Here is an 18,466-nt window from a genome sequence, read left to right as displayed (position 1 = left end):
GGCCCGGCCGCCGATGGACAGGCCGGGCACAAGCGCTTACAAAGACAGGTCGGCGTGACGCCTCGTCAGGCGTTAAGTTCTCAGGCCCGGTGTGACGCCACGGGGCATGCATGAACAACAAGGAGGATCGCGATGAACCTGTCCCTCAACTCCAGCCAGACCATTGCCGTGGTCGCCGTGGCCGGCGCCCTGCTGGCCGGGGCCTATGCCGTGGGCCGCTCCAGCGGCCCGCAGGCGCCTGCGGCCCCGAACAGCAGCGCCGCACCAGGGGCGGAAGCTGCTGCGCCGGCCCCGCTGGTGGCCGAGGCGGCTTCGGCCGAGAAGCGCGCTCAGCCTGCCGAGGCCAGTGCCAAGCCCGAGGCTGTGAAGCCGGTCGTCAGCACCCCCAGCGTCAAACCCGCTGTGGCGGCACCCAAACCCGTGGTCACGGAAAAGCCCGTCGAGAAGCGTGTGGATGCAGTGGCCGACAAGGGCCCGGACAAGGCTGTCGAGAAGCCGGTGGCCAAGCCCGCGCTCTGCGCCGATTGCATGCGCGTCATCGGGGTGCGCAGCGAGGAGCGGCAGGGCGAGGGCTCGGGCCTGGGGGTGATCGGCGGCGCCGTGATCGGTGGTCTGTTGGGCAGCCAGGTCGGTGGTGGCAGTGGCAAGAAGCTGGCTACGATCGGCGGTGCCGTGGCCGGCGGCTATGCGGGCAATGAGATCGAGAAGCGCCAGAAGACCCAGCGGGTCTGGATTGTCAAGCTGGAGCGCGAAGACGGCCGCACCCTCAGCCATGAGCAGGCCAGCGACCCCGGCCTGGTGGTGGGCGATGTGGCCGTGATGCGCGAGGGCGAGCTGCGCCGCTACTGAGCCATGGAGCCCCGGGTCTAGCCGCGCTGCGGCGCGCGCAGCTGCACGCCGTCCGCGCTGAGCGCGGCACGGATGCGGCGCGCGAAGTCCAGGGCGCCGGCCTGGTCGCCATGCAGGCACAGGGTGTCGGCCCGCAGGGCCACGGTCTTGCCGCTCTGGGCGGTGACGCTGCCGCCCAGCATCTGGCGCACCTGGGCCAGGGACTGGTCCTCGTCCTCGATCATGGCGCCGGCCTGGCTGCGCGGCGTGAGGCTGCCGTCGTCCTGGTAGCTGCGGTCGGCAAAGACCTCGCCGGCCACGCGCAGGCCCAGGGCTTGGGCGGTTTCGATCATCACGCTGCCGGCCAGGCCGAAATAGACCAGGCCGGGGTCAAAGTCGCGCACCGCCTCGGCGATGGCCTCGGAGAGCGCGCGGTCCTTGACCGCCATGTTGTAGAGCGCGCCATGCGGCTTCACATGGTTGAGCCGGCCGCCCGCGGCCTGCACAAAGCCCGCCAGGGCGCCCACCTGATAGACCACCATGGCATAGGCCTCGGCGGGTGTGATCTTCATCTCGCGCCGGCCAAAGCCCTGCAGGTCGGGCAGGCCCGGATGCGCCCCGACGGCCACGCCCTTGCTCAGGGCCGCGCCGACGATGCGGCGCATGGTGGGCGGGTCGCCGGCATGGAAGCCGCAGGCGATGTTGGCGGAGCTCACATGGTCCAGGATGGCGATGTCATTGCCCATGGCGTAGGCGCCGAAGCCTTCGCCCATATCGCAATTCAAATCCAGGCAATTCAGATCCAGGCAGTTCAGATCCGGTGTGCTGCTCATAGCAGGGCATCCCTCAGGGTGGCGAGCAGCTGCTCGCGCTGCAGATAAAGTGCCTGCGCCGTCTCCAGCGTCACGGCTTGGAAGCGTAGGGTCTGCTGCGGGCCCAGCTGGGCCAGGCGCGGCAGGTCCACGCTGATGACATGGGCGATCTTGGGATAGCCGCCAGTGCCATGGCGCTCGGCCATCAGCACGATGGGCTGGCCATCGTTGGGCACCTGGATGGTGCCGAAGCTCATGGCTTCCGAGACCAGCTCGCCCGGCGTGCTGCGCGCCAGGGGCGGGCCCTCCAGGCGGTAGCCCATGCGGTCCGACTGGGCGGTGATACGGAACTCCGCCTGCAGCAAGGCTTCGCGCGCGGCCGGTGTGAACAGCGCCCAATGCTCGCCCGGCATCACGCGCAGGGGAACGGCCTGGCCTCGCGGCTCGCGGGGCACGCTGCTGGGCAGGATGGGGCGCACCCCGGGGCCGCGCGGCGTGGGGCGGCCGCTCGCGTCCGGCGCCAGCAGCACATCGCCCTTGCGCAGGGCGCGGCCCGCAAAGCCGCCAAAGCCGCCGCGCACATAGCTGCTGCGGCTGCCCATCAGGGGCGTGATGGCCAAGCCGCCACGCACGGCCAGGTAGGCGCGCAGCCCGGCCTCGCAGGCGCCGAACTCCAGCACGCCGCCGGCCGGCACGTCCACGGCGCGGTCGGGCCGCAGGCGCCGGCCGTCCAGGCGGGCCGAGAGATCGGCGCCGCAGATTGCGATGCGGGTCGCGGCCTCGAAGCGCAGGGTGGGGCCGGTGAGCACGATCTCCAGCGTGGCTTCATCGCCGCTATTGCCGGCCAGCAGATTGGCCAGGCGGTGCGACCACTCGTCCATCACCCCGCTCACAGGCACGCCCAGGCCTTGGTAGCCGTAGCGGCCCAGATCCTGGGCCTGGGTCTGGGCCCCGGGCTTGAGCACTTCGATCTTCATGGGCGGGGCCCTTGCTGCTCGGCCAACAGGGCCAGATAGTCGGCCTGGTCGATCGCCGTAAAGCGGATCGTGTCCCCGGGCGCCAGGCGACAGGGCGCTGAGGCGGCGGGGTCGAAGAGGCGCAGGGGCGTGCGGCCGATCAGATTCCAGCCGCCCGGCGTTTCCAGCGGGTAGATGCAGGTCTGCTCGCGGGCGATGGCCACCGAGCCCGGCGGGATGCGGGTGCGCGGCTGGGCGCGGCGTGGCATGGAGAGCGTCGGGTCCAGGCCGCCGATGAAGGGGAAGCCGGGGGCGAAGCCCAGCATATAGACACGGTGGGCGCTGGCCAGGTGGCGTTCGACGACCTCGGCAGGGCTCAGGCCACAGCGCTGAGCCACCTCGGCCAGATCGGGGCCGTAGTCCTTGTCGGTCGTGCCGTAGCAGACCGGCACCTCGACCACGCGGCCGCTGTCGGCCGCGGCATCCAGGGGCCTGCTCAGGCGTTCCAGCAGCTGCTCGCGCAGGGCGGCGAATGGGCTGGTGCCGAAGCATTCCGGCCGGTAGTGCAGGGCCACGGTGGTGAAGGCCGGCACCACATCGCGCACCCCGGCGATGGGCTGCTCGCGCAGGCGCCGCACCAGGGCATGCACGCGCGCGCTGGCGGCCGGGTCCACCTCGGTGCCCAGGCGTATCAGCAGGCAGCGGTCGCCAACGGGCTCTATGAACTCGGAATCGGTGGGAGGGTTCGGCACAAGGCGTCGCAGGCAGTGTTCTCGTCAAGGCAGGCAGGGGCGCCACCGACACGAAATTATGGCTGCCCTGCTCAGGTCCGCAGGCCGCGGCGCAGCTGCACCGCTTCGGCCATGGCGGCCGGCTCGATGCCGGGGCTGCCCGCCAGATCGGCCACGCTGCGCGCCACCCGCAAGACGCGGTGGTAGGCACGCGCTGACCAGGCCAGGCGCTGGGCCGCCTGCTGCAGCAGGGCCAGGGCGGCGGGCTCGGGGCGTGCCTGCTGCTCCAGGGCCGCCCCCTCCAGCCTTGCGTTGCAGCAGCCCTGGCGGTTCAGGGCCAGCGTGCGTGCTCGTGCCACGCGGGCGGCCACCGTGGCGCTGGGCTCGCCGTCCGGCGCGGCGGCCAGCACCTGGGGCGGCAGGGCCGGCACCTCCACCAGCAGGTCCAGCCGGTCCATGAAGGGGCCGCTGAGCCGACCCTGGTAGCGCGCCACCTGGTCGGGGGTGCAGCGGCACTCGCGGCTGGGGTGGCCCAGATAGCCGCAAGGGCAGGGGTTCATGGCCGCCACCAGCTGAAATCGCGCCGGAAACTCCACCCGGCGCGCGGCCCGGGCAATCAGGATGCGACCGTTTTCCATGGGCTCGCGCAGGGCCTCCAGGGCGCTGCGGGGGTATTCGGGCAACTCGTCCAGGAACAGCACCCCATGCTGGGCCAGGGAGATCTCGCCGGGCCGCGGCGGCGAGCCCCCACCCACCAGGGCCACGCTGGAGGCGCTGTGGTGCGGGGCGCGAAAGGGGCGCTGCCCCCAGGCGGCGGGGTGGAACTCGCCGGCCAGGCTCAGCACGGCGGCGGATTCCAAGGCCTCTTCCTCGCTCAGCGGCGGCAGCAGGCCGGGCAGGCGCTGGGCCAGCATGGACTTGCCCGTGCCCGGCGGGCCGCTGAGCAAGAGGCTCAGGCCGCCCGCCGCCGCGATCTCCAGGGCCCGCTTGGGGCCGGCCTGGCCGCGGATCTCGCGCAGGTCCGGGCCGCCAAGAGTGGGCGCTGCCGCCGCTGCCGCACCGACGGGGGTAAGCGCATGCTCACCGCCGGGCACCAGTGCGGCCACGATGTCCAGCAGATGCTTGGCGCTGTAGACGGGCAGGTCCCGCACCAGGGCGGCTTCGGCCGCGCTGTCCGGCGGCAGCAGCAGGCGGCGTGCCAGACCGGCGTGCTTGATGGCCAGGCCCATGGCCAGGGCCCCGCGCACCGGGCGCAGCTCACCGGCCAGGGAGAGCTCGCCCGCGCACTCCAGACCCTCCAGGCGCTCGGCCTCGATCTGGCCGCTGGCGGCCAGCAGGCCCAGGGCGATGGGCAGATCAAAGCGACCGCCTTCCTTGGGCAGATCGGCCGGGGCCAGGCTGATGGTGATGCGCTTGTTGTGGGGAAACTCCAGACCGCTGTTCTGCAGCGCGGCGCGCACACGCTCGCGGGCCTCCTTGACCTCGGTCTCGGCCAGGCCCACCAGGGTGAAGCTGGGCAGGCCATTCGCGAGGTGCACCTCCACGCTCACCGGCGCGGCGCTGAGCCCATCCAGGGCACGGCTGTGGATAACGGCCAGGGACATTGCTTGCCACCTCCCCGGCCCGCTTCCGCGCTGAGGCTGCGGGCGGGCCTGTGAAGCCGATTGTGCAGCGCGCGCGCCGGCGCAGGTGCACGGATTCGGGGCATGCACCAAGCTGATGCCACGCCGCCCTCGATCCAAGTTGGTGCAGTTTCGCGCGGCCTCCGTGTTTGCCCTGAGCTTCGATGTGCCCTGTTGGAGGAATTTCGGGCATCGCCAGGCTGGCACGGAAGCTGCGATGCAGGGGAAGAACTCGTCCCATCCTCCCCAAAAACTTTCAGGAGTCCCGTGATGAAGTCGATGACCGCCGCGCTGATCTGCAGCACCCTCGCACTGGCTGCCGCGCTGCCTGCCCAGGCTCAGGAAGCCAGCAGCACGCTGAGCTTCAATGCCAGCCTGACCTCGGACTACCGCTACCGCGGCATCTCGCAGTCGCGCCTCAAGCCCGCGCTGCAGGGCGGCCTGGACTATGCCCACGCCAGCGGCTTCTACCTGGGCGCCTGGGGTTCCACCATCAAGTGGATCAAGGACATTCCCGGCGGCGATGCCGGTTACGAGCTGGACCTCTATGGCGGCTACAAGACCGAGATCTCCAAGGGCCTGACCCTGGACCTGGGCCTGCTGAGCTATGTCTATCCCAGCAACAAGCTCAATCCCAGCGCCAACACCACCGAGCTGTATGCCGCCCTGAGCTACGGCCCCGTGACGGCCAAGTACTCGCACGCGGTGACCAACACCTTCGGCAACGCCGACAGCAAGAACAGCGGCTATCTGGATCTGAGCGCCAGCTTCGAGCTGGCCGATGGCTGGATGCTGGCGCCGCATCTGGGCCATCAGAAGATCAAGGGCCCGGTGGGTGGCGCCGCCTCCTACACCGACTATTCGCTGACCCTGTCCAAGGACTTCAGCGGCCTGGTGCCCAGCGTGGCCCTGGTCGGCACGGATGCCGACAAGGGCTTCTATGTGCCCGGCACCAATGCCAATAGCAGCAAGTTCTTGGGCAAGAGCGCCCTGGTCGTGGCGCTCAAGTACAACTTCTAAGACCCCGCGAGGAGAGAGTCATGAAACTGATCACCGCCGTCATCAAGCCCTTCAAGCTTGACGAGGTGCGCGAAGCCCTCAGCGCCATCGGCGTGCAGGGCCTGACCGTCACCGAGGTCAAGGGCTTTGGCCGCCAGAAGGGCCATACCGAGCTGTACCGCGGCGCCGAGTACGTGGTGGACTTCCTGCCCAAGGTCAAGATCGAGGCCGCGGTGGCCGACGATGTGGTCGAGCAGGTCATCGAGGCCATCGAGGGTGCAGCCCGCACCGGCAAGATCGGTGACGGCAAGATCTTTGTCTCGCCCCTGGACCAGGTGATCCGCATCCGCACCGGCGAGACCGGTCAGGACGCCCTCTGAGCGCAGTCGCCCCCAATTTCCCGGAGATTCCTTCATGTTGAAGAAGCTATTTGCCTGCCTGGCCCTGGCAGCGGCGGCGTGTGCGCCGGTCTGGGCCCAAGACGCGGCGGCCTCGGCACCCGCCGTGGCCGAAGCCGCATCGGCCGCCTCGGCCCTGGTGGCCGCTGCAGCCGAGGCCGCCGCCTCGGCCCCTGCCGCCGCAGCCTCCGAGGCTGCCGCTCCGGCCCCCGTGCCCAACAAGGGCGACACCGCCTGGATGATGGTGTCCACCCTGCTGGTCATCCTGATGACCGTGCCGGGCCTGGCCCTCTTCTACGGTGGCCTGGTGCGCAGCAAGAACATGCTGTCGGTGCTGATGCAGGTCACGGTGGCCTTCTCCATGGTCGTGGTGCTGTGGGTGCTGTACGGCTACAGCCTGGCCTTCACCGAGGGCAATGCCTTCATCGGCGGCTTTGACCGGGTGCTGCTCAAGGGCGTCTGGGACAACGCGGCCGGCACCTTCGCCAATGCGGCGACCTTCAGCAAGGGCGTCTACATCCCCGAGATCGTGTTCGCGGCATTCCAGGCCACCTTTGCCGGCATCACCGCCTGCCTGATCGTGGGGGCCTTTGCCGAGCGCATCAAGTTCGGCGCCGTGCTGCTCTTCGTGGCCATCTGGTTCACCTTCAGCTACATCCCCATCGCCCATATGGTCTGGTTCTGGATGGGCCCGGATGCCTACAGCTCCGCCGCCGTGGCGGAAGAGATGACCAGCAAGGCCGGCCTGATCTGGCAGTGGGGCGCGCTGGACTTCGCCGGCGGCACCGTGGTGCATATCAACGCCGCTGTCGCGGGTCTGGTGGGCGCCTATATGGTGGGCAAGCGCATCGGCTACGGCAAGGAAGCCTTCACCCCGCACAGCCTGACCCTGACCATGGTGGGCGCTTCCCTGCTGTGGGTGGGCTGGTTCGGCTTCAATGCCGGCTCGGCCCTGGAAGCCAACGGCTTCGCCGCCCTGGCTTTCGCCAACACCCTGGTGGCCACCGCCGCCGCCGTGCTGGCCTGGTGCATCGGCGAGGCCCTGCTCAAGGGCAAGGCCTCCATGCTGGGCGCCGCTTCGGGTGCCGTGGCCGGTCTGGTGGCCATCACCCCGGCCGCCGGCAATGTGGGCCTGGGTGGCGGTCTGATCATCGGCTTCATCGCCGGCTTCGCCTGCCTCTGGGGCGTGACCGGCCTGAAGAAGCTGCTGGGTGCGGACGACTCCCTGGATGTGTTCGGCGTGCACGGCGTGGGCGGCATCGTCGGCGCCCTGCTGACCGGCGTGTTCAACTCGCCCAATCTGGGCGGCCCCAGCGCCGTGGCCGACTGGGTCACGGTTGGCATGATCGCCCCCGATGCCTACTCCATCGCCAGCCAGGTCTGGGTGCAGGCCAAGGGCGTGCTGCTGACCATCGTCTGGTCGGGTGTGGTGTCCCTGATCGCCTACAAGATCGTGGACATGGTGATCGGTCTGCGTGTCTCGGAAGAAGCCGAGCGCGAGGGCCTGGACATCACCTCGCACGGCGAGACCGCGTATCACAAGTGATGCCGCTGCGGCGCCCGCTGCCGGGCGCCGCGCAGATGGCACAAGGCCGCCCCTCGGGGCGGCCTTTCTTCTTGGCGCTGGGTGTGCGGCGCCCGTCTACTGCAGGCGTTCGAGCTGGTAGCCGCGTTGTTCCAGCAGGCGGGGCAGGGCCTGGGGGCCGGTCATGTGCAGGGCGCCCACGGCGGCAAAGGGGCGGTGGCCGGCCTGGATCAGCGCGTCGATGCGCTCGGCCAGATGCGGGTTGCGCGCGTCGTTCAGGCGCTGCAGCTGGGCCCGCTCGGCGGCGTTGCGCGCGCACTCGCACCATTGCTCATAGTTCGCCAGCGTGTCCAGATCGCTGCGTTCCCAGGCCTCGGCCAGGCGCTTGAGCACCGGGCGCGCCTTGCCCTGCTCCAGCAGGTCCAGCAGCTCCGAGGTGGCCTCCATGGCCTCGGCGGGCTCGCGCGGCAGCAGGGCGTCCAGCTGCAGCTCCACCGTCTCCAGCGAGACCACGGGACGCTGCACGCTGTGCGCCATGCCGCTGAGCACCTGCTCCTGGGCATAGGCCGGATCCAGGCCCTCCCGGCGTGCCTCCACCAGGGTCAGGGTGAAGGCCTGCATCAGCGGATGGGGAATGGTGGCCAGGCTGCCCTTGGGCAGGCAGGCCTTGGCCTCATGGCGGTCCAGGCGCTGGCGCAAGGGGGCGTCGGGCTCCAGACGGCGCAGGCTCAGCCCCGCGCTCATCTGCTGCTGCACGGCCGGATCGGCAGGGTCCAGCTCCAGCGCCAGCATATCGCTGTCCTGCAGGGCCGCGGCCAGCTTGGGGCCGGGAATGGCCCAGTCCAGCTTGCCGACATGAATGCTGCCGTAGAGATAGGCCTGGCGGCCGTCCTTGCTCAGGCGCCAGAGCAGGCCACGGTCGCTGGCACGCGCCTGGGCGGCTTGCAAGGCCTCGGGGCTGGGAGGCTTGGCCGCGGGGGGGCAGGTCTCGACCGGTGCGGCAAGCGCCTGCTTGCGGGCCTGGCCGGCTTTGGCCTTGGCTGTGGTCTTGGCCTTGGGCTTGGCGGGCTTGGCCTGCTGGGTGCTCTTGGGGCTTTTTGAGTTCTTGGCGGTCTTGCTGTTCGTGCCGCTGGGTGCGGCCGCGGCCGGCTGCTGCTGCAGCAGGAACAGGGCGCCGCACAGCAGCAGGGCCAGGGGCAGGCGGCGTGATGGCGGCAAGGAGGACGGACGTTGAGGCATAGCCGGACTCTAAGCCCTGGCAGAGCGGGTGAGGCCTTGCGTACGCAGCAAGCGCCCCCAGCTTGCTCCTAGAATGGTTTCCACTTGCTTCCAACTGCCCGTTCCGGGCGGCAATCGCCCATGGTTCCCCACCTGATCACCGCACTGAACGGCCCCATCAACGAGCTGGAACAGCGCATCCTCGAATCCATGCCGGCGATCGAGCGCTGGTTCCGCCTGGAGTGGATGGAGCACACGCCGCCCTTCTACAGCTCGGTGGACATCCGCAATGCGGGCTTCAAGCTCGCGCCGGTGGACACCAATCTCTTCCCGGGTGGCTTCAACAATCTCAATCCCGAGACCCTGCCTTTGGCAGTGCAAGCCGCCATGGCGGCGATCGAGAAGATCTGCCCCGAGGCCAAGAACCTGCTGCTGGTGCCCGAGGCTCACACCCGCAATACCTTCTACCTGGCCAATATCGCCACCCTGGTGCGCATCTTCAACCAGGCCGGCCTGAATGTGCGCCTGGGCAGCCTGGACCCGGCCATCACCGGGCCCACCCAGCTGGCCCTGGCCGATGGCGGCAGCCTGACCCTGGAGCCCCTGCAGCGCACGCGCGGTCGCCTCGGACTCAAGGACTTCGATCCCTGCACCATCCTGCTCAACGACGATCTGTCGGCCGGCATTCCCGCGGTGCTTCAGAACCTGCATGAGCAATACCTGCTGCCGCCCCTGCATGCGGGCTGGGCCCTGCGGCGCAAGCACCAGCATTTCAAGGCCTATGAAGAGGTGGCCAAGAAGTTTGCCAAGCTCATGGGCATGGACCCCTGGCTGATCAACCCCATGTTCAGCCATCTGGACGGCCTGGACTTCGCCAGCGGCGAGGGGCTGGACGCCTTGCAGACGCAGACCGATGCGCTTTTGACCAAGGTGCGCCGCAAGTACAAGGAATACGGCATCAACGAAAAGCCTTTCGTGATCGTCAAGGCCGACACCGGCAGCCAGGGCCGCTGCATCACCACGGTGCGGGATGCCAAGGATCTGGAGACCCTGGGCCTCAAGCGGGGCGATCAGGCCTGCCGTCTGCCGGACGGCCAGCCGGTGAACGCGGTGCTGATCCAGGAGGGCGTGGCCACCTATGAGCGCGTCAACGAGGCCGTGGCCGAGCCGGTGGTCTACATGATGGACCGCTATGTGGTGGGCGGCTTCTACCGCGTGCACGCCGAGCGCGGCGTGGACGAGAACCTCAATGCCCCCGGCTCCAGCTATGTGCCCCTGGCCTTTGCCGAGTCCACCCAGCTGCCGCGACCCGGTGCCAAGCCCGGCGCCAGCGCGCCCAACCGCTTCTATATGTACGGCGTGATCGCGCGTCTGGCCATGCTGGCCGCCAGCTATGAGCTGGAGGCCACCGATCCCGATGCCGAGGTCTATGCCTGACTGAGCGGGCCCTGCTCCGCGGCCAGTCCCCCCTGCTGCCGGAGCAGTTCGATGAAGCGATCCACAAAGGGGTTGCTCATCTCCTCGGCCTGCCAGGCGCACAGTCCGCCCAGGCCCAGATCCAGGTCCAGCGGCAGCAGGCGCACGGCGCCCGAGAGGGCGGCCGAGCGCGCGATGGGTGAGGGCATGATGGCGACCAGGGGCATGCGCTGCAGCAGGCCCAGGGTCAGCATCAGATCGTCGGTCTGCAGCACATTGCTGGGCAGGGGCAGGCCGAGCTGGTGCCAGAAGCGGTCGCGCCGCACGCGCGAGCGCGTGCCCGGCAGGGGCCAGATCCAGGCCTGCTCGTTGAGCGTCTCCCAGCTCAGCCGCCGCTCACGGGCCAGCGGATGCACGCTGCTGATCACCACCCGCTCCTGCACCGGCATCACGCTGTGGGCGCGCAGCTCCGGGGGCGCGTCACCCACCTGACGGGCCACCACCAGATCCAGCCGGCCCTGGCGCAGGTCCTCGAACATGCCGCTCAGCGCATGGGTGCGAACCGCCAGGCTCAGCTGCGGCAGCTCTTCCTTCATGCGGGCGATGGTGTCAAAGAGCAGGGGGTTGAGGGCCGCATTGGTCGCGCCGATCAGCAGCTCCCCGCTGGCACCGCGCATCAGGGCCGCGGCTTCCTCGCTGCCGCGGCGCAGCAGCTGTTCCATGCGCTGGGCCAGCCGCACCATCTGCGCGCCCAGCGGTGTGGCACGAATGCTGCGGCCGCGGCGCAGAAACAGGGTTTTCCCTAAGGCTCGTTCCACCTCGCCCAGGGACTTGCTGATGGCGGGTTGGGTCACATGCAGGGCATCGGCCGCAGCACTCAGGGAACCCGCCTTGGACAGGGCCAGCAGCATGCGCAGCTGGCGCAGGCTCAGGCGCTGCATCACAAAGGCCTCCACCTGCTCGGGTGTGACCTCTTCTTCTGGAGGCATAACTTCAGGAAAAGCTTTGTAAAGAAAGTGTCATGGATTGTGCCTGCCCAATCCCTAGGGTGTGGAGCTACCTCCTTCCCACTCACCAGATACAGGACCGTCCGATGACCCCTCGTCATTCCCTGATCGCCCTGGCCGCCATGATGGTGGCCCTGCAGGCCCAAGCCCAGACCACAGGCAGCAACACCCTGAACCGTGTTGAGGTCACGGGATCGATGATCAAGCGCATCAGCGCCGAAACACCCTCGCCTGTGCAGGTCATCTCGCGCAGGGAAATCGAGGAGTCCGGTGTGACGACTGTTGACGAATTCCTGCGGCAAAACCCCGCCGTCGGGGCGGGCTCGCTGAACGACACGGCGAGCAATTCATTCAACAGCGGTACCGCCTCCATTGGCCTGCGTGGCCTGGGCTCTGCAGCCACCCTCACCTTGCTGAACGGGCGGCGCCTTGGCGCAGCCCCGACGGCAGACCCGAACACCGGCCGTTCCACCATTTACAACCTGAACGCGATCCCGATGGCTGCGGTCGATCGCATCGAGATTCTGAAGGATGGCGCCTCGGCAACCTATGGCTCCGATGCCATCGCCGGTGTCGTCAACATCATCCTGCGCAAGGACTTCGACGGTTTGGCCATTGACGCTGGTACGGCGTTCAACGATGACGGCAAACACCGTGTCGACCGCGCGTCGCTGGCTTACGGCTTTGGTGAATCACTCGCCAAGGGCCTGAACCTCGTGGCAACCTTGGACTTCAATTCCCGCAAGCCTGTGCGCACGGCCGATACTCGTGACGATGTCCAAGCCGATCTGTACGGACGTTATGAGGGCAGCTTCACCCCCAGCTCGACCAGTGTGCCGACTGGCAACTACTACACCCTCTCTGGCAGCGGCTCGGGTACGTTCCGCCAAGCCGGGTCTGGTTGCCCCGATGCCAACATCATCGGCAAGGGCCTGTCGACCGCGGTACCGCTGTGGACAACCGCCTCCTTTTGGCGAGCCGGCGAATGCCGCTTTGACACCGAAAATGATCCGAACGCGCAACGCGTCGGTGCCCAAGATCGCGTGGGCAGCTTGCTGCGCGCCAGCTACGCCGTCAACGATACGACGCAGGTCTTCGGCGAGCTGATGCTGTCCTCCACCAAGAGCGTCTACGGCCGCGCCAATCCGACCCGCACCGAGTCCCGGACCGTCTGGGCCAATGCGGATGCCAAGCTGCAGGTCTTCGACGGCCTGCGCCTGCCGGTCGGCCATCCCGACAATCCCTTCAACACGACCATCGGCATGCGCTACCGCTTTGCCGACATCCAGTCGCAGGACATTTCTGAAACCCGGAACGCTCGATTCCTGGCCGGCGTCAGCACAACCGTCGGCGCCTGGGATATTGAAACGGCGGTGTTGCATCACTACCAGACGCTGGATCAGCGCGTGACCAACCAGCTGACGGTGCAGGGCCTGAAGAACGCGATTGCCACACGCAGCTATCGCTTCAATGGGCAAACGAATTCGGCGCAAGCCATCAATGACCTGGTTGACGATGTGTTGACGGAAGGCGTGAGCCGCTACACCTCGGTGGATGTGCGGGCAACGCGCGAACTGTTCCAGCTGCCTGGTGGCATGGCCGCGCTGGGCACCGGCGCCGAACTGCGCAAGGAGAGCATGTCGGTGCAACCGGACGCGCTCTTGGCGAGTGGTGGCTTCATCGGCCGCGGCTCTGCCTCGGCCTCGGGTAGCCGCAACTCCGGCGCGGCCTATGTCGAGCTCCAGCTCCCGCTGCTGAAGCAGCTGGAGACGCAAGTCGCCCTGCGCGCCGAGAACTACCAGGACTTTGGTTCGGCCACAACCGGCAAGCTGGGCGCCAAGTACCAGCTGGGCAAGGCGGCCGCGATTCGCAGCACCTATGCGACCGCGTTCCGCGCCCCGGCGCTCTCGCAGATCAATGCCGGCAACGTTGCATCGTTCAGCAACAGCAGCAATCCAGAGGATCCGCTGCGCTGCCCGGTGACGAAGGCGACAGCCGACTGCTCCTCCTCGCGCAGCATCCCGGCCGCGATCCTGGCCAACAAGGAGCTGCGCCCGGAAACCTCCAAGAGCTTCACCCTGGGCCTGCTGCTTGAGCCCAGCCGCTACGTGAACCTGGCGATCGATGGCTTCTATTACGACCGTCGCAACGAGGTGAATCGCCCCAGCGTGGCCGATGTGTTGCGCAATCCGACCGCCTTCCCTGGCGGTATCGTGCGCAACCCGGATCCGAGCACCTGGCTGCCTGGTGTGCCGAACTCCGGCCCGATCGACTATGTGGTCCGCCAGTTCCGCAACCTCAATCGCACCATCGTGGCCGGCTTCGACATCGACGGGCGTGTCCGTCTGCCGCTGCCGGAAACCATGGGTGTCATGGAGCTTGGCCTGCAGACGACCACCCTGACTCGCCGTGATTCCGCATCCCTGCCTGACGATCCTTTGACGAGTGACCGCGGTGACGAGGACACGCCGACCAACCGGGGCAGTGTGTCGGCCAAGTGGAGCGGTGGTGACTGGCGCCTGAGCGGCAAGCTCAATCATGTGGATCCGATGCGCAATACCAGCGTCACTTCCAGCGTCTGCAAGCGCTACACCGACGGTGGCAACCCGGAGCTTTGTGGCATTGCGCGCTGGAACACCGTTGACTTGGGTGTGGGCTACAAGGGCTTCAAGAACCTGAACCTGAGCCTGAACATCGACAACGTTCTGGATCGCAAGGCCAATTACGACGCCTTGGAAACCACCAGCTTCAACAACCAGTACCACAGCGGTCGCGGACGCTACTTCAGCTTCTCCGCCAAGTACAAGTACTGAGCTGAGGCGGGTTAGCGACCCGTGTGACGGGGGCTTCGGCCCCCGTCTTGTTTTGTGCTTCTGGAGTCTTGCGCATGTCCAAACCGAATCGATCCCTGATCCAGTCAGGCCTGACTTCCGTGCTGGCCCTGGGCCTGAGCCTGCTGAGCGCCTGCTCCAGCACGGGTCCCTCCCGGCCCTCGGTCCCCGTTGAACAGCCCGTAGCTGGCCTCCTCACACAAGGCATCCCGCCCCTGCCCACCGCACCCCGCGCGGCACCGGTCTATGAGGCGCCGGCCCTGCGCTTCGTGGACTGGCATCCGCAGCAGCTGGAGATGCTGGTGCTGGCCCGCCATCAAGGCCTGATGCAGCTGCACCGCCTGGCGCAGGCGGGCGGCCGGCTCGAGCTCCTGAGCCGCGGTGCCGATCCGGTGGACGATGCGCGCTGGGAACCCGAGCAGGGGCGCTATCTGGTCTTCAGCCGCGATCAGGGTGGGGACGAGGCCTTCAGGCTCTACCGTCTGGACGCCAGCGGCCCGGCCGGGGAGGGCGTGGCGCTCACGCCCGCCGGCGCGCGGGTCAATGGCTTTGCCTTCCTGCCGCAAGGTCAGGGCTTGGTCTATCTGCTGGAGCAGCTGGACCGCCAGGCCCAGGGGCAGGGCGGCGAGCGGCGCGCGCGCAGCTGGCTGCAGTGGGTGGACCCGCTGAATCCGGCCAGCACCCGCCGCCTGGGCGAGGTGGAAGGCGGGCGCTTCGGCGATCTGCGCGTCAGCCCCGGCGGCGCCATCACCGTGCTGCGCAGCCAGGGCAAGCAGAGTCAGCTGCTGCGCTACACGCTGGATGGCGCGGCGCCCCAGGCCTTGGGCGCGGCGCGCCAGATCGATTCGCAGGAGGAGGCCGATGAGGAGTTTCTGTGGAGCCGCCTGGCCCTGCAGGGCGACTTCCGTCATCTGGTGCGCACCTCCCTGGACAGCGGCGCGCGCGAGCCCCTGCTGGCCCGGGCCCTGGGCGGCGATCTGGAGGCCGTGGCCGTGCCGGCCCCCGGCCTGCAACAGCCCCTGGCCCTGGTGAGCAATGAGGCGGGACTCTCCGCCCTGTGGCTGTACGAGGGCCGCGACGCGGCCGCGGCGCCGCGCCGCATTGCGACGGAGCTGCCGGCCGGCGTGCTGCGCAATCCGCGCTGGCATCCGCGTTACCCGGTGCTGGGCTTCTCCCATGTCTGGACCCAGAGCCCCGGCCAGCTCTACAGCTGGGATGCGCGCGACCAGCGCCTGCAAGCCTGGTCCGGCGCGGACGAGAAGAACCAGCCCCTGCGCACCGAGCTGCTGCGCTGGAAGAGCTTTGACGGGCTGGAGATCACGGGCCTGCACACGCCGCCGCCGGCGCGTTTCACCGGCCCGCGGCCTGTCTACATCAGCCTGCACGGCGGCCCGGCCTCGCAGTCACGTCCCGGCTATCTGTCGGCCACCCTGCGCCAGCTGGTGGAAGAGCATGGCGTGCACCTTATTCAGCCCAATGTGCGTGGCTCGGACGGCTTCGGCAAGCGCTTCCTAGCCCTGGACAACGGCCGTCTGCGCGAGAACGCCACCCGGGATGTGAGCGCCCTGCTGGACCTGATTGCCCGCCGGCCCGATATGGACGCGGCCAAGGTCATCGTGGCGGGGGGCAGCTATGGCGGCTATCTGACCCTGGCCGTGGCGGCGGCCGAGGCGCCGCGCATCGCCGGCAGCATCTGCCGCGTGGGCATTGCCAACTTCGTGAGCTTTCTGGAGAACACAGAAAGCTACCGGCGCGACAACCGCCGCGCCGAGTATGGTGACGAGCGCGACCCGGCCATGCGCGAATTCCTGACCCGCATCTCCCCCCTGTCCCGCGTGCAGCAGATGAGCAAGCCCATGTTCATCGTGCACGGCCGCAACGATCCGCGCGTGCCCTATGGCGAGGCTCAGCAGATGGCGGCCGCCCTGCAGGCCCAGGGCACGCCCCTGTGGTTCCTCACCGCCGAGGAGGAGGGACATAGCGTTGCCAAGCCCGCCAACCGCGAGTATCTGCAGCGCGCCACCCTGGAGTTCGTGCGTCGGGTGCTGGCGGGGCAAGCCCTGAGCGCCCCCTGATCCCGGGCCTGTTTGGGGCTGTTGCACTGCACAAAAGCGGGAGCACAATACGGTTTTTGATATTGCGGCGCCCTGCTCGGCGCCGCCCTCGTCTGTGACAGCCTCGACAACGAAGCAGAGCCCCACCGTCCTGGCGGGCATGACCCTGGGCGCCTTGGGTGTCGTCTATGGCGACATCGGCACCAGCCCGCTGTACGCGCTCAAGGAAGTCTTTCACGGCGGGCATGTGCCCCTGAGTCCGGACAATATCCTGGGCGTACTCTCCCTGCTGTTCTGGACCATGACCATCGTGGTCTCGCTCAAGTACGTGCTGCTCATCCTGCGCGCGGACAATAACGGCGAGGGCGGTCTGATTGCCATGCTGGCCCTGGCGACCCAAGCCGTGCGCGACAAGCCCCGGCTGCGCCGCGTGCTGATGCTGGTGGGACTTTTCGGCACGGCCATCTTCTTTGGCGATGCCGTCATCACCCCGGCCATGACCGTGCTGGGCGCGGTGGAGGGCATCGATGTCTACGCGCCCCAGTACCATGATTTCATCGTGCCGATCGCGGTGCTGGTGCTGGCCGGCTTGTTTGCCGTGCAGCGCCTGGGCACCGCCGGCGTCGGCAAGGCCTTCGGTCCGGTGATGCTGGTCTGGTTCAGCAGCCTGGCCCTTTTGGGCCTGCCCCAGGTCATGGCCAATCCCGAGGTGCTGGCCGCGATGAATCCGGCCCATGCCTTGCGCTTTTGCCTGGAGTACCGCTGGATTGCCTTTGTGGCCCTGGGGGCCGTGGTGCTGGTGGTGACCGGCGGTGAGGCGCTCTATGCCGACCTGGGCCACTTCGGCAAGAGGCCCATACGCATTGCCTGGTATGGCATCGTGATGCCGGCCCTGGTCATCAACTACTTCGGCCAGGGTGCCCTGCTGCTCAAGGACCCCAGTGCGATCAAGAACCCCTTCTACCTGATCGCACCCGACTGGGCCGAGATTCCGCTCTTCGTGCTGGCGACCCTGGCCGCCATCGTGGCCTCCCAGGCCCTGATCACGGCGGCCTTCTCCGTCACCAAGCAGGCCATCCAGCTGGGCATCCTGCCGCGCATGCGCATCCTGCACACCTCGGTGCGCGACACGGGTCAGATCTATGTGCCCTTCGTCAACTGGGGGCTCTTTGTCTTTGTGCTGCTGGCGGTGGTGCTGTTCGGCTCCTCCAGCAAGCTGGCCGGCGCCTATGGCGTGGCGGTGACCATCGACATGACCATCACCACGGTCATGACCTTCTTCGTGATCCGCTATGGCTGGCGCTATCCCTTGCCGCTGTGCGTGGTGGCCACCGGCGTGTTCTTCATCATCGACGTCACCTTCCTGGCCTCCAACCTGCTCAAGCTGCTGCACGGCGGCTGGTTCCCGCTGCTGATCGGCATCGGCATGTTCACCCTGATGCTGACCTGGAAGCAGGGCCGACGTCAGCTCAGCCAGAAGCTGCGTGAGGACGCCATCGATCTGCGCAGCTTCCTGGAAGCGGTTTTCGTCAGCCCGCCCACCCGCGTGGCCGGCACGGCCGTCTTTCTCTCGGCGGAGCAGGGTGTGACGCCCAACGCCCTGCTGCACAACCTTAAGCACAACAAGGTGCTGCACGAGCAGAACCTCTTTGTCTCGGTCAAGCACCATGAGGTGCCCTGGGTGGGCTTCGAGAAGCGTGTGGAAGTGCAGAACCTGGGCAACGATTGCTGGCAGGTCAGCATCAACTTCGGCTTCAAGAACGAGCCCGATGTGCCCGAGGCCCTGAAGCTGCTGGAGCAGCGTGGCGTGCAGCTGGAGGAGATGGAGACCAGCTACTTCCTCTCGCGTGACATCGTCATCCCGACCATGGGTGGCGGCATGGCGCCCTGGCGCGAGAAGCTCTTCGCCAGCATGCACCGCAATGCCGCCGCCGCGGCCGACTTCCTGCACCTGCCCACCAACCGCATCGTGGAGCTGGGCGCCAAGGTCGAGATCTGAGCCCGCCCTGGCCCTGTCTGTCGCGGACTTGCAACGCCAATGAGAATTATTCTCATATAAGATGCGCGCC

General features: G+C 68.0%; 14 protein-coding genes. 8 read left to right on the top strand and 6 right to left on the bottom strand.

The window, feature by feature from the left end; all coding sequences use genetic code 11:
* Window positions 1-132 precede the first annotated feature (132 nt).
* The gene (locus DFR39_RS00560) at window positions 133-849 is read left to right on the top strand and encodes a glycine zipper 2TM domain-containing protein (RefSeq protein WP_133601587.1); all 717 of its coding nucleotides are present in this window, start codon (window positions 133-135) and stop codon (window positions 847-849) included.
* 17 nt (window positions 850-866) lie between these two features.
* Here the strand turns inward: DFR39_RS00560 and DFR39_RS00555 are convergent, their stop codons facing one another.
* The 4 genes from DFR39_RS00555 to DFR39_RS00540 all read right to left on the bottom strand — a co-directional run bounded on the left by DFR39_RS00555 (window position 867) and on the right by DFR39_RS00540 (window position 4,931).
* A complete protein-coding gene (locus DFR39_RS00555) occupies window positions 867-1,661 on the bottom strand; it encodes a LamB/YcsF family protein (RefSeq protein ID WP_419789841.1) in 795 nt (264 codons plus the stop codon).
* Window positions 1,658-2,617 carry a 5-oxoprolinase subunit C family protein gene (locus tag DFR39_RS00550; RefSeq protein ID WP_133601586.1) on the bottom strand — a complete coding sequence of 320 codons (960 nt, stop codon included), beginning with the start codon at window positions 2,615-2,617 and terminating at the stop codon, window positions 1,658-1,660. The genes DFR39_RS00555 and DFR39_RS00550 overlap by 4 nt, the downstream gene beginning before the upstream one ends.
* Window positions 2,614-3,348: a 5-oxoprolinase subunit PxpB gene (gene pxpB / locus DFR39_RS00545; protein WP_246030631.1), complete on the bottom strand. Its 735-nt coding sequence runs from the start codon at window positions 3,346-3,348 to the stop codon at window positions 2,614-2,616. The genes DFR39_RS00550 and pxpB overlap by 4 nt, the downstream gene beginning before the upstream one ends.
* 71 nt (window positions 3,349-3,419) lie before the next feature.
* Window positions 3,420-4,931, bottom strand: a complete 1,512-nt coding sequence (locus DFR39_RS00540) for a YifB family Mg chelatase-like AAA ATPase (protein WP_133601584.1) — start codon at window positions 4,929-4,931, stop codon at window positions 3,420-3,422.
* A 288-nt stretch (window positions 4,932-5,219) separates the two neighbouring features.
* Here DFR39_RS00540 and DFR39_RS00535 point away from each other — a divergent pair, with 288 nt between their 5' ends.
* Genes DFR39_RS00535 through amt form a run of 3 tightly spaced genes read left to right on the top strand, consistent with a single transcriptional unit; the run spans window position 5,220 to window position 7,892 of the window.
* On the top strand, window positions 5,220-5,969 hold the full coding sequence (locus DFR39_RS00535) for a TorF family putative porin (RefSeq protein WP_133601583.1): 750 nt from the start codon (window positions 5,220-5,222) through the stop codon (window positions 5,967-5,969).
* A 20-nt stretch (window positions 5,970-5,989) separates the two neighbouring features.
* The gene (gene glnK / locus DFR39_RS00530; protein WP_133601582.1) at window positions 5,990-6,328 is read left to right on the top strand and encodes a P-II family nitrogen regulator; all 339 of its coding nucleotides are present in this window, start codon (window positions 5,990-5,992) and stop codon (window positions 6,326-6,328) included.
* Between the two features lie 37 nt (window positions 6,329-6,365).
* Window positions 6,366-7,892: an ammonium transporter gene (gene amt, locus DFR39_RS00525; protein WP_133602368.1), complete on the top strand. Its 1,527-nt coding sequence runs from the start codon at window positions 6,366-6,368 to the stop codon at window positions 7,890-7,892.
* Between the two features lie 96 nt (window positions 7,893-7,988).
* Here the strand turns inward: amt and DFR39_RS00520 are convergent, their stop codons facing one another.
* Window positions 7,989-9,110, bottom strand: coding sequence for a TraB/GumN family protein (locus DFR39_RS00520; protein ID WP_133601581.1), 1,122 nt, complete (start codon window positions 9,108-9,110; stop codon window positions 7,989-7,991).
* A gap of 120 nt (window positions 9,111-9,230) precedes the next feature.
* Between DFR39_RS00520 and gshA the strand changes: the two genes are divergently transcribed.
* The gene (gene gshA, locus DFR39_RS00515; protein ID WP_133601580.1) at window positions 9,231-10,526 is read left to right on the top strand and encodes a glutamate--cysteine ligase; all 1,296 of its coding nucleotides are present in this window, start codon (window positions 9,231-9,233) and stop codon (window positions 10,524-10,526) included.
* On the opposite strand, the gene DFR39_RS00510 is transcribed toward gshA, so the two are convergent.
* Entirely contained in the window at window positions 10,517-11,494 is a 978-nt protein-coding gene (locus tag DFR39_RS00510) for a LysR family transcriptional regulator (RefSeq protein WP_133601579.1), read from the bottom strand. The genes gshA and DFR39_RS00510 overlap by 10 nt on opposite strands.
* A 104-nt stretch (window positions 11,495-11,598) precedes the next feature.
* On the opposite strand from DFR39_RS00510, the gene DFR39_RS00505 reads away from it, so the two are divergent.
* The 3 genes from DFR39_RS00505 to DFR39_RS00495 all read left to right on the top strand — a co-directional run bounded on the left by DFR39_RS00505 (window position 11,599) and on the right by DFR39_RS00495 (window position 18,396).
* A complete protein-coding gene (locus DFR39_RS00505) occupies window positions 11,599-14,325 on the top strand; it encodes a TonB-dependent receptor plug domain-containing protein (RefSeq protein WP_162849355.1) in 2,727 nt (908 codons plus the stop codon).
* Window positions 14,326-14,399: 74 nt separating this feature from the next.
* A complete protein-coding gene (locus tag DFR39_RS00500; protein ID WP_133601577.1) occupies window positions 14,400-16,418 on the top strand; it encodes a S9 family peptidase in 2,019 nt (672 codons plus the stop codon).
* 139 nt (window positions 16,419-16,557) lie between these two features.
* Window positions 16,558-18,396, top strand: a complete 1,839-nt coding sequence (locus tag DFR39_RS00495; protein ID WP_133601576.1) for a potassium transporter Kup — start codon at window positions 16,558-16,560, stop codon at window positions 18,394-18,396.
* Window positions 18,397-18,466 lie beyond the last annotated feature (70 nt).

Origin of the sequence: Roseateles asaccharophilus (assembly GCF_004362405.1) — a bacterium.
Classification (GTDB): domain Bacteria; phylum Pseudomonadota; class Gammaproteobacteria; order Burkholderiales; family Burkholderiaceae_C; genus Kinneretia; species Kinneretia asaccharophila.
This window is presented reverse-complemented; position numbering and strand designations above follow the sequence as displayed.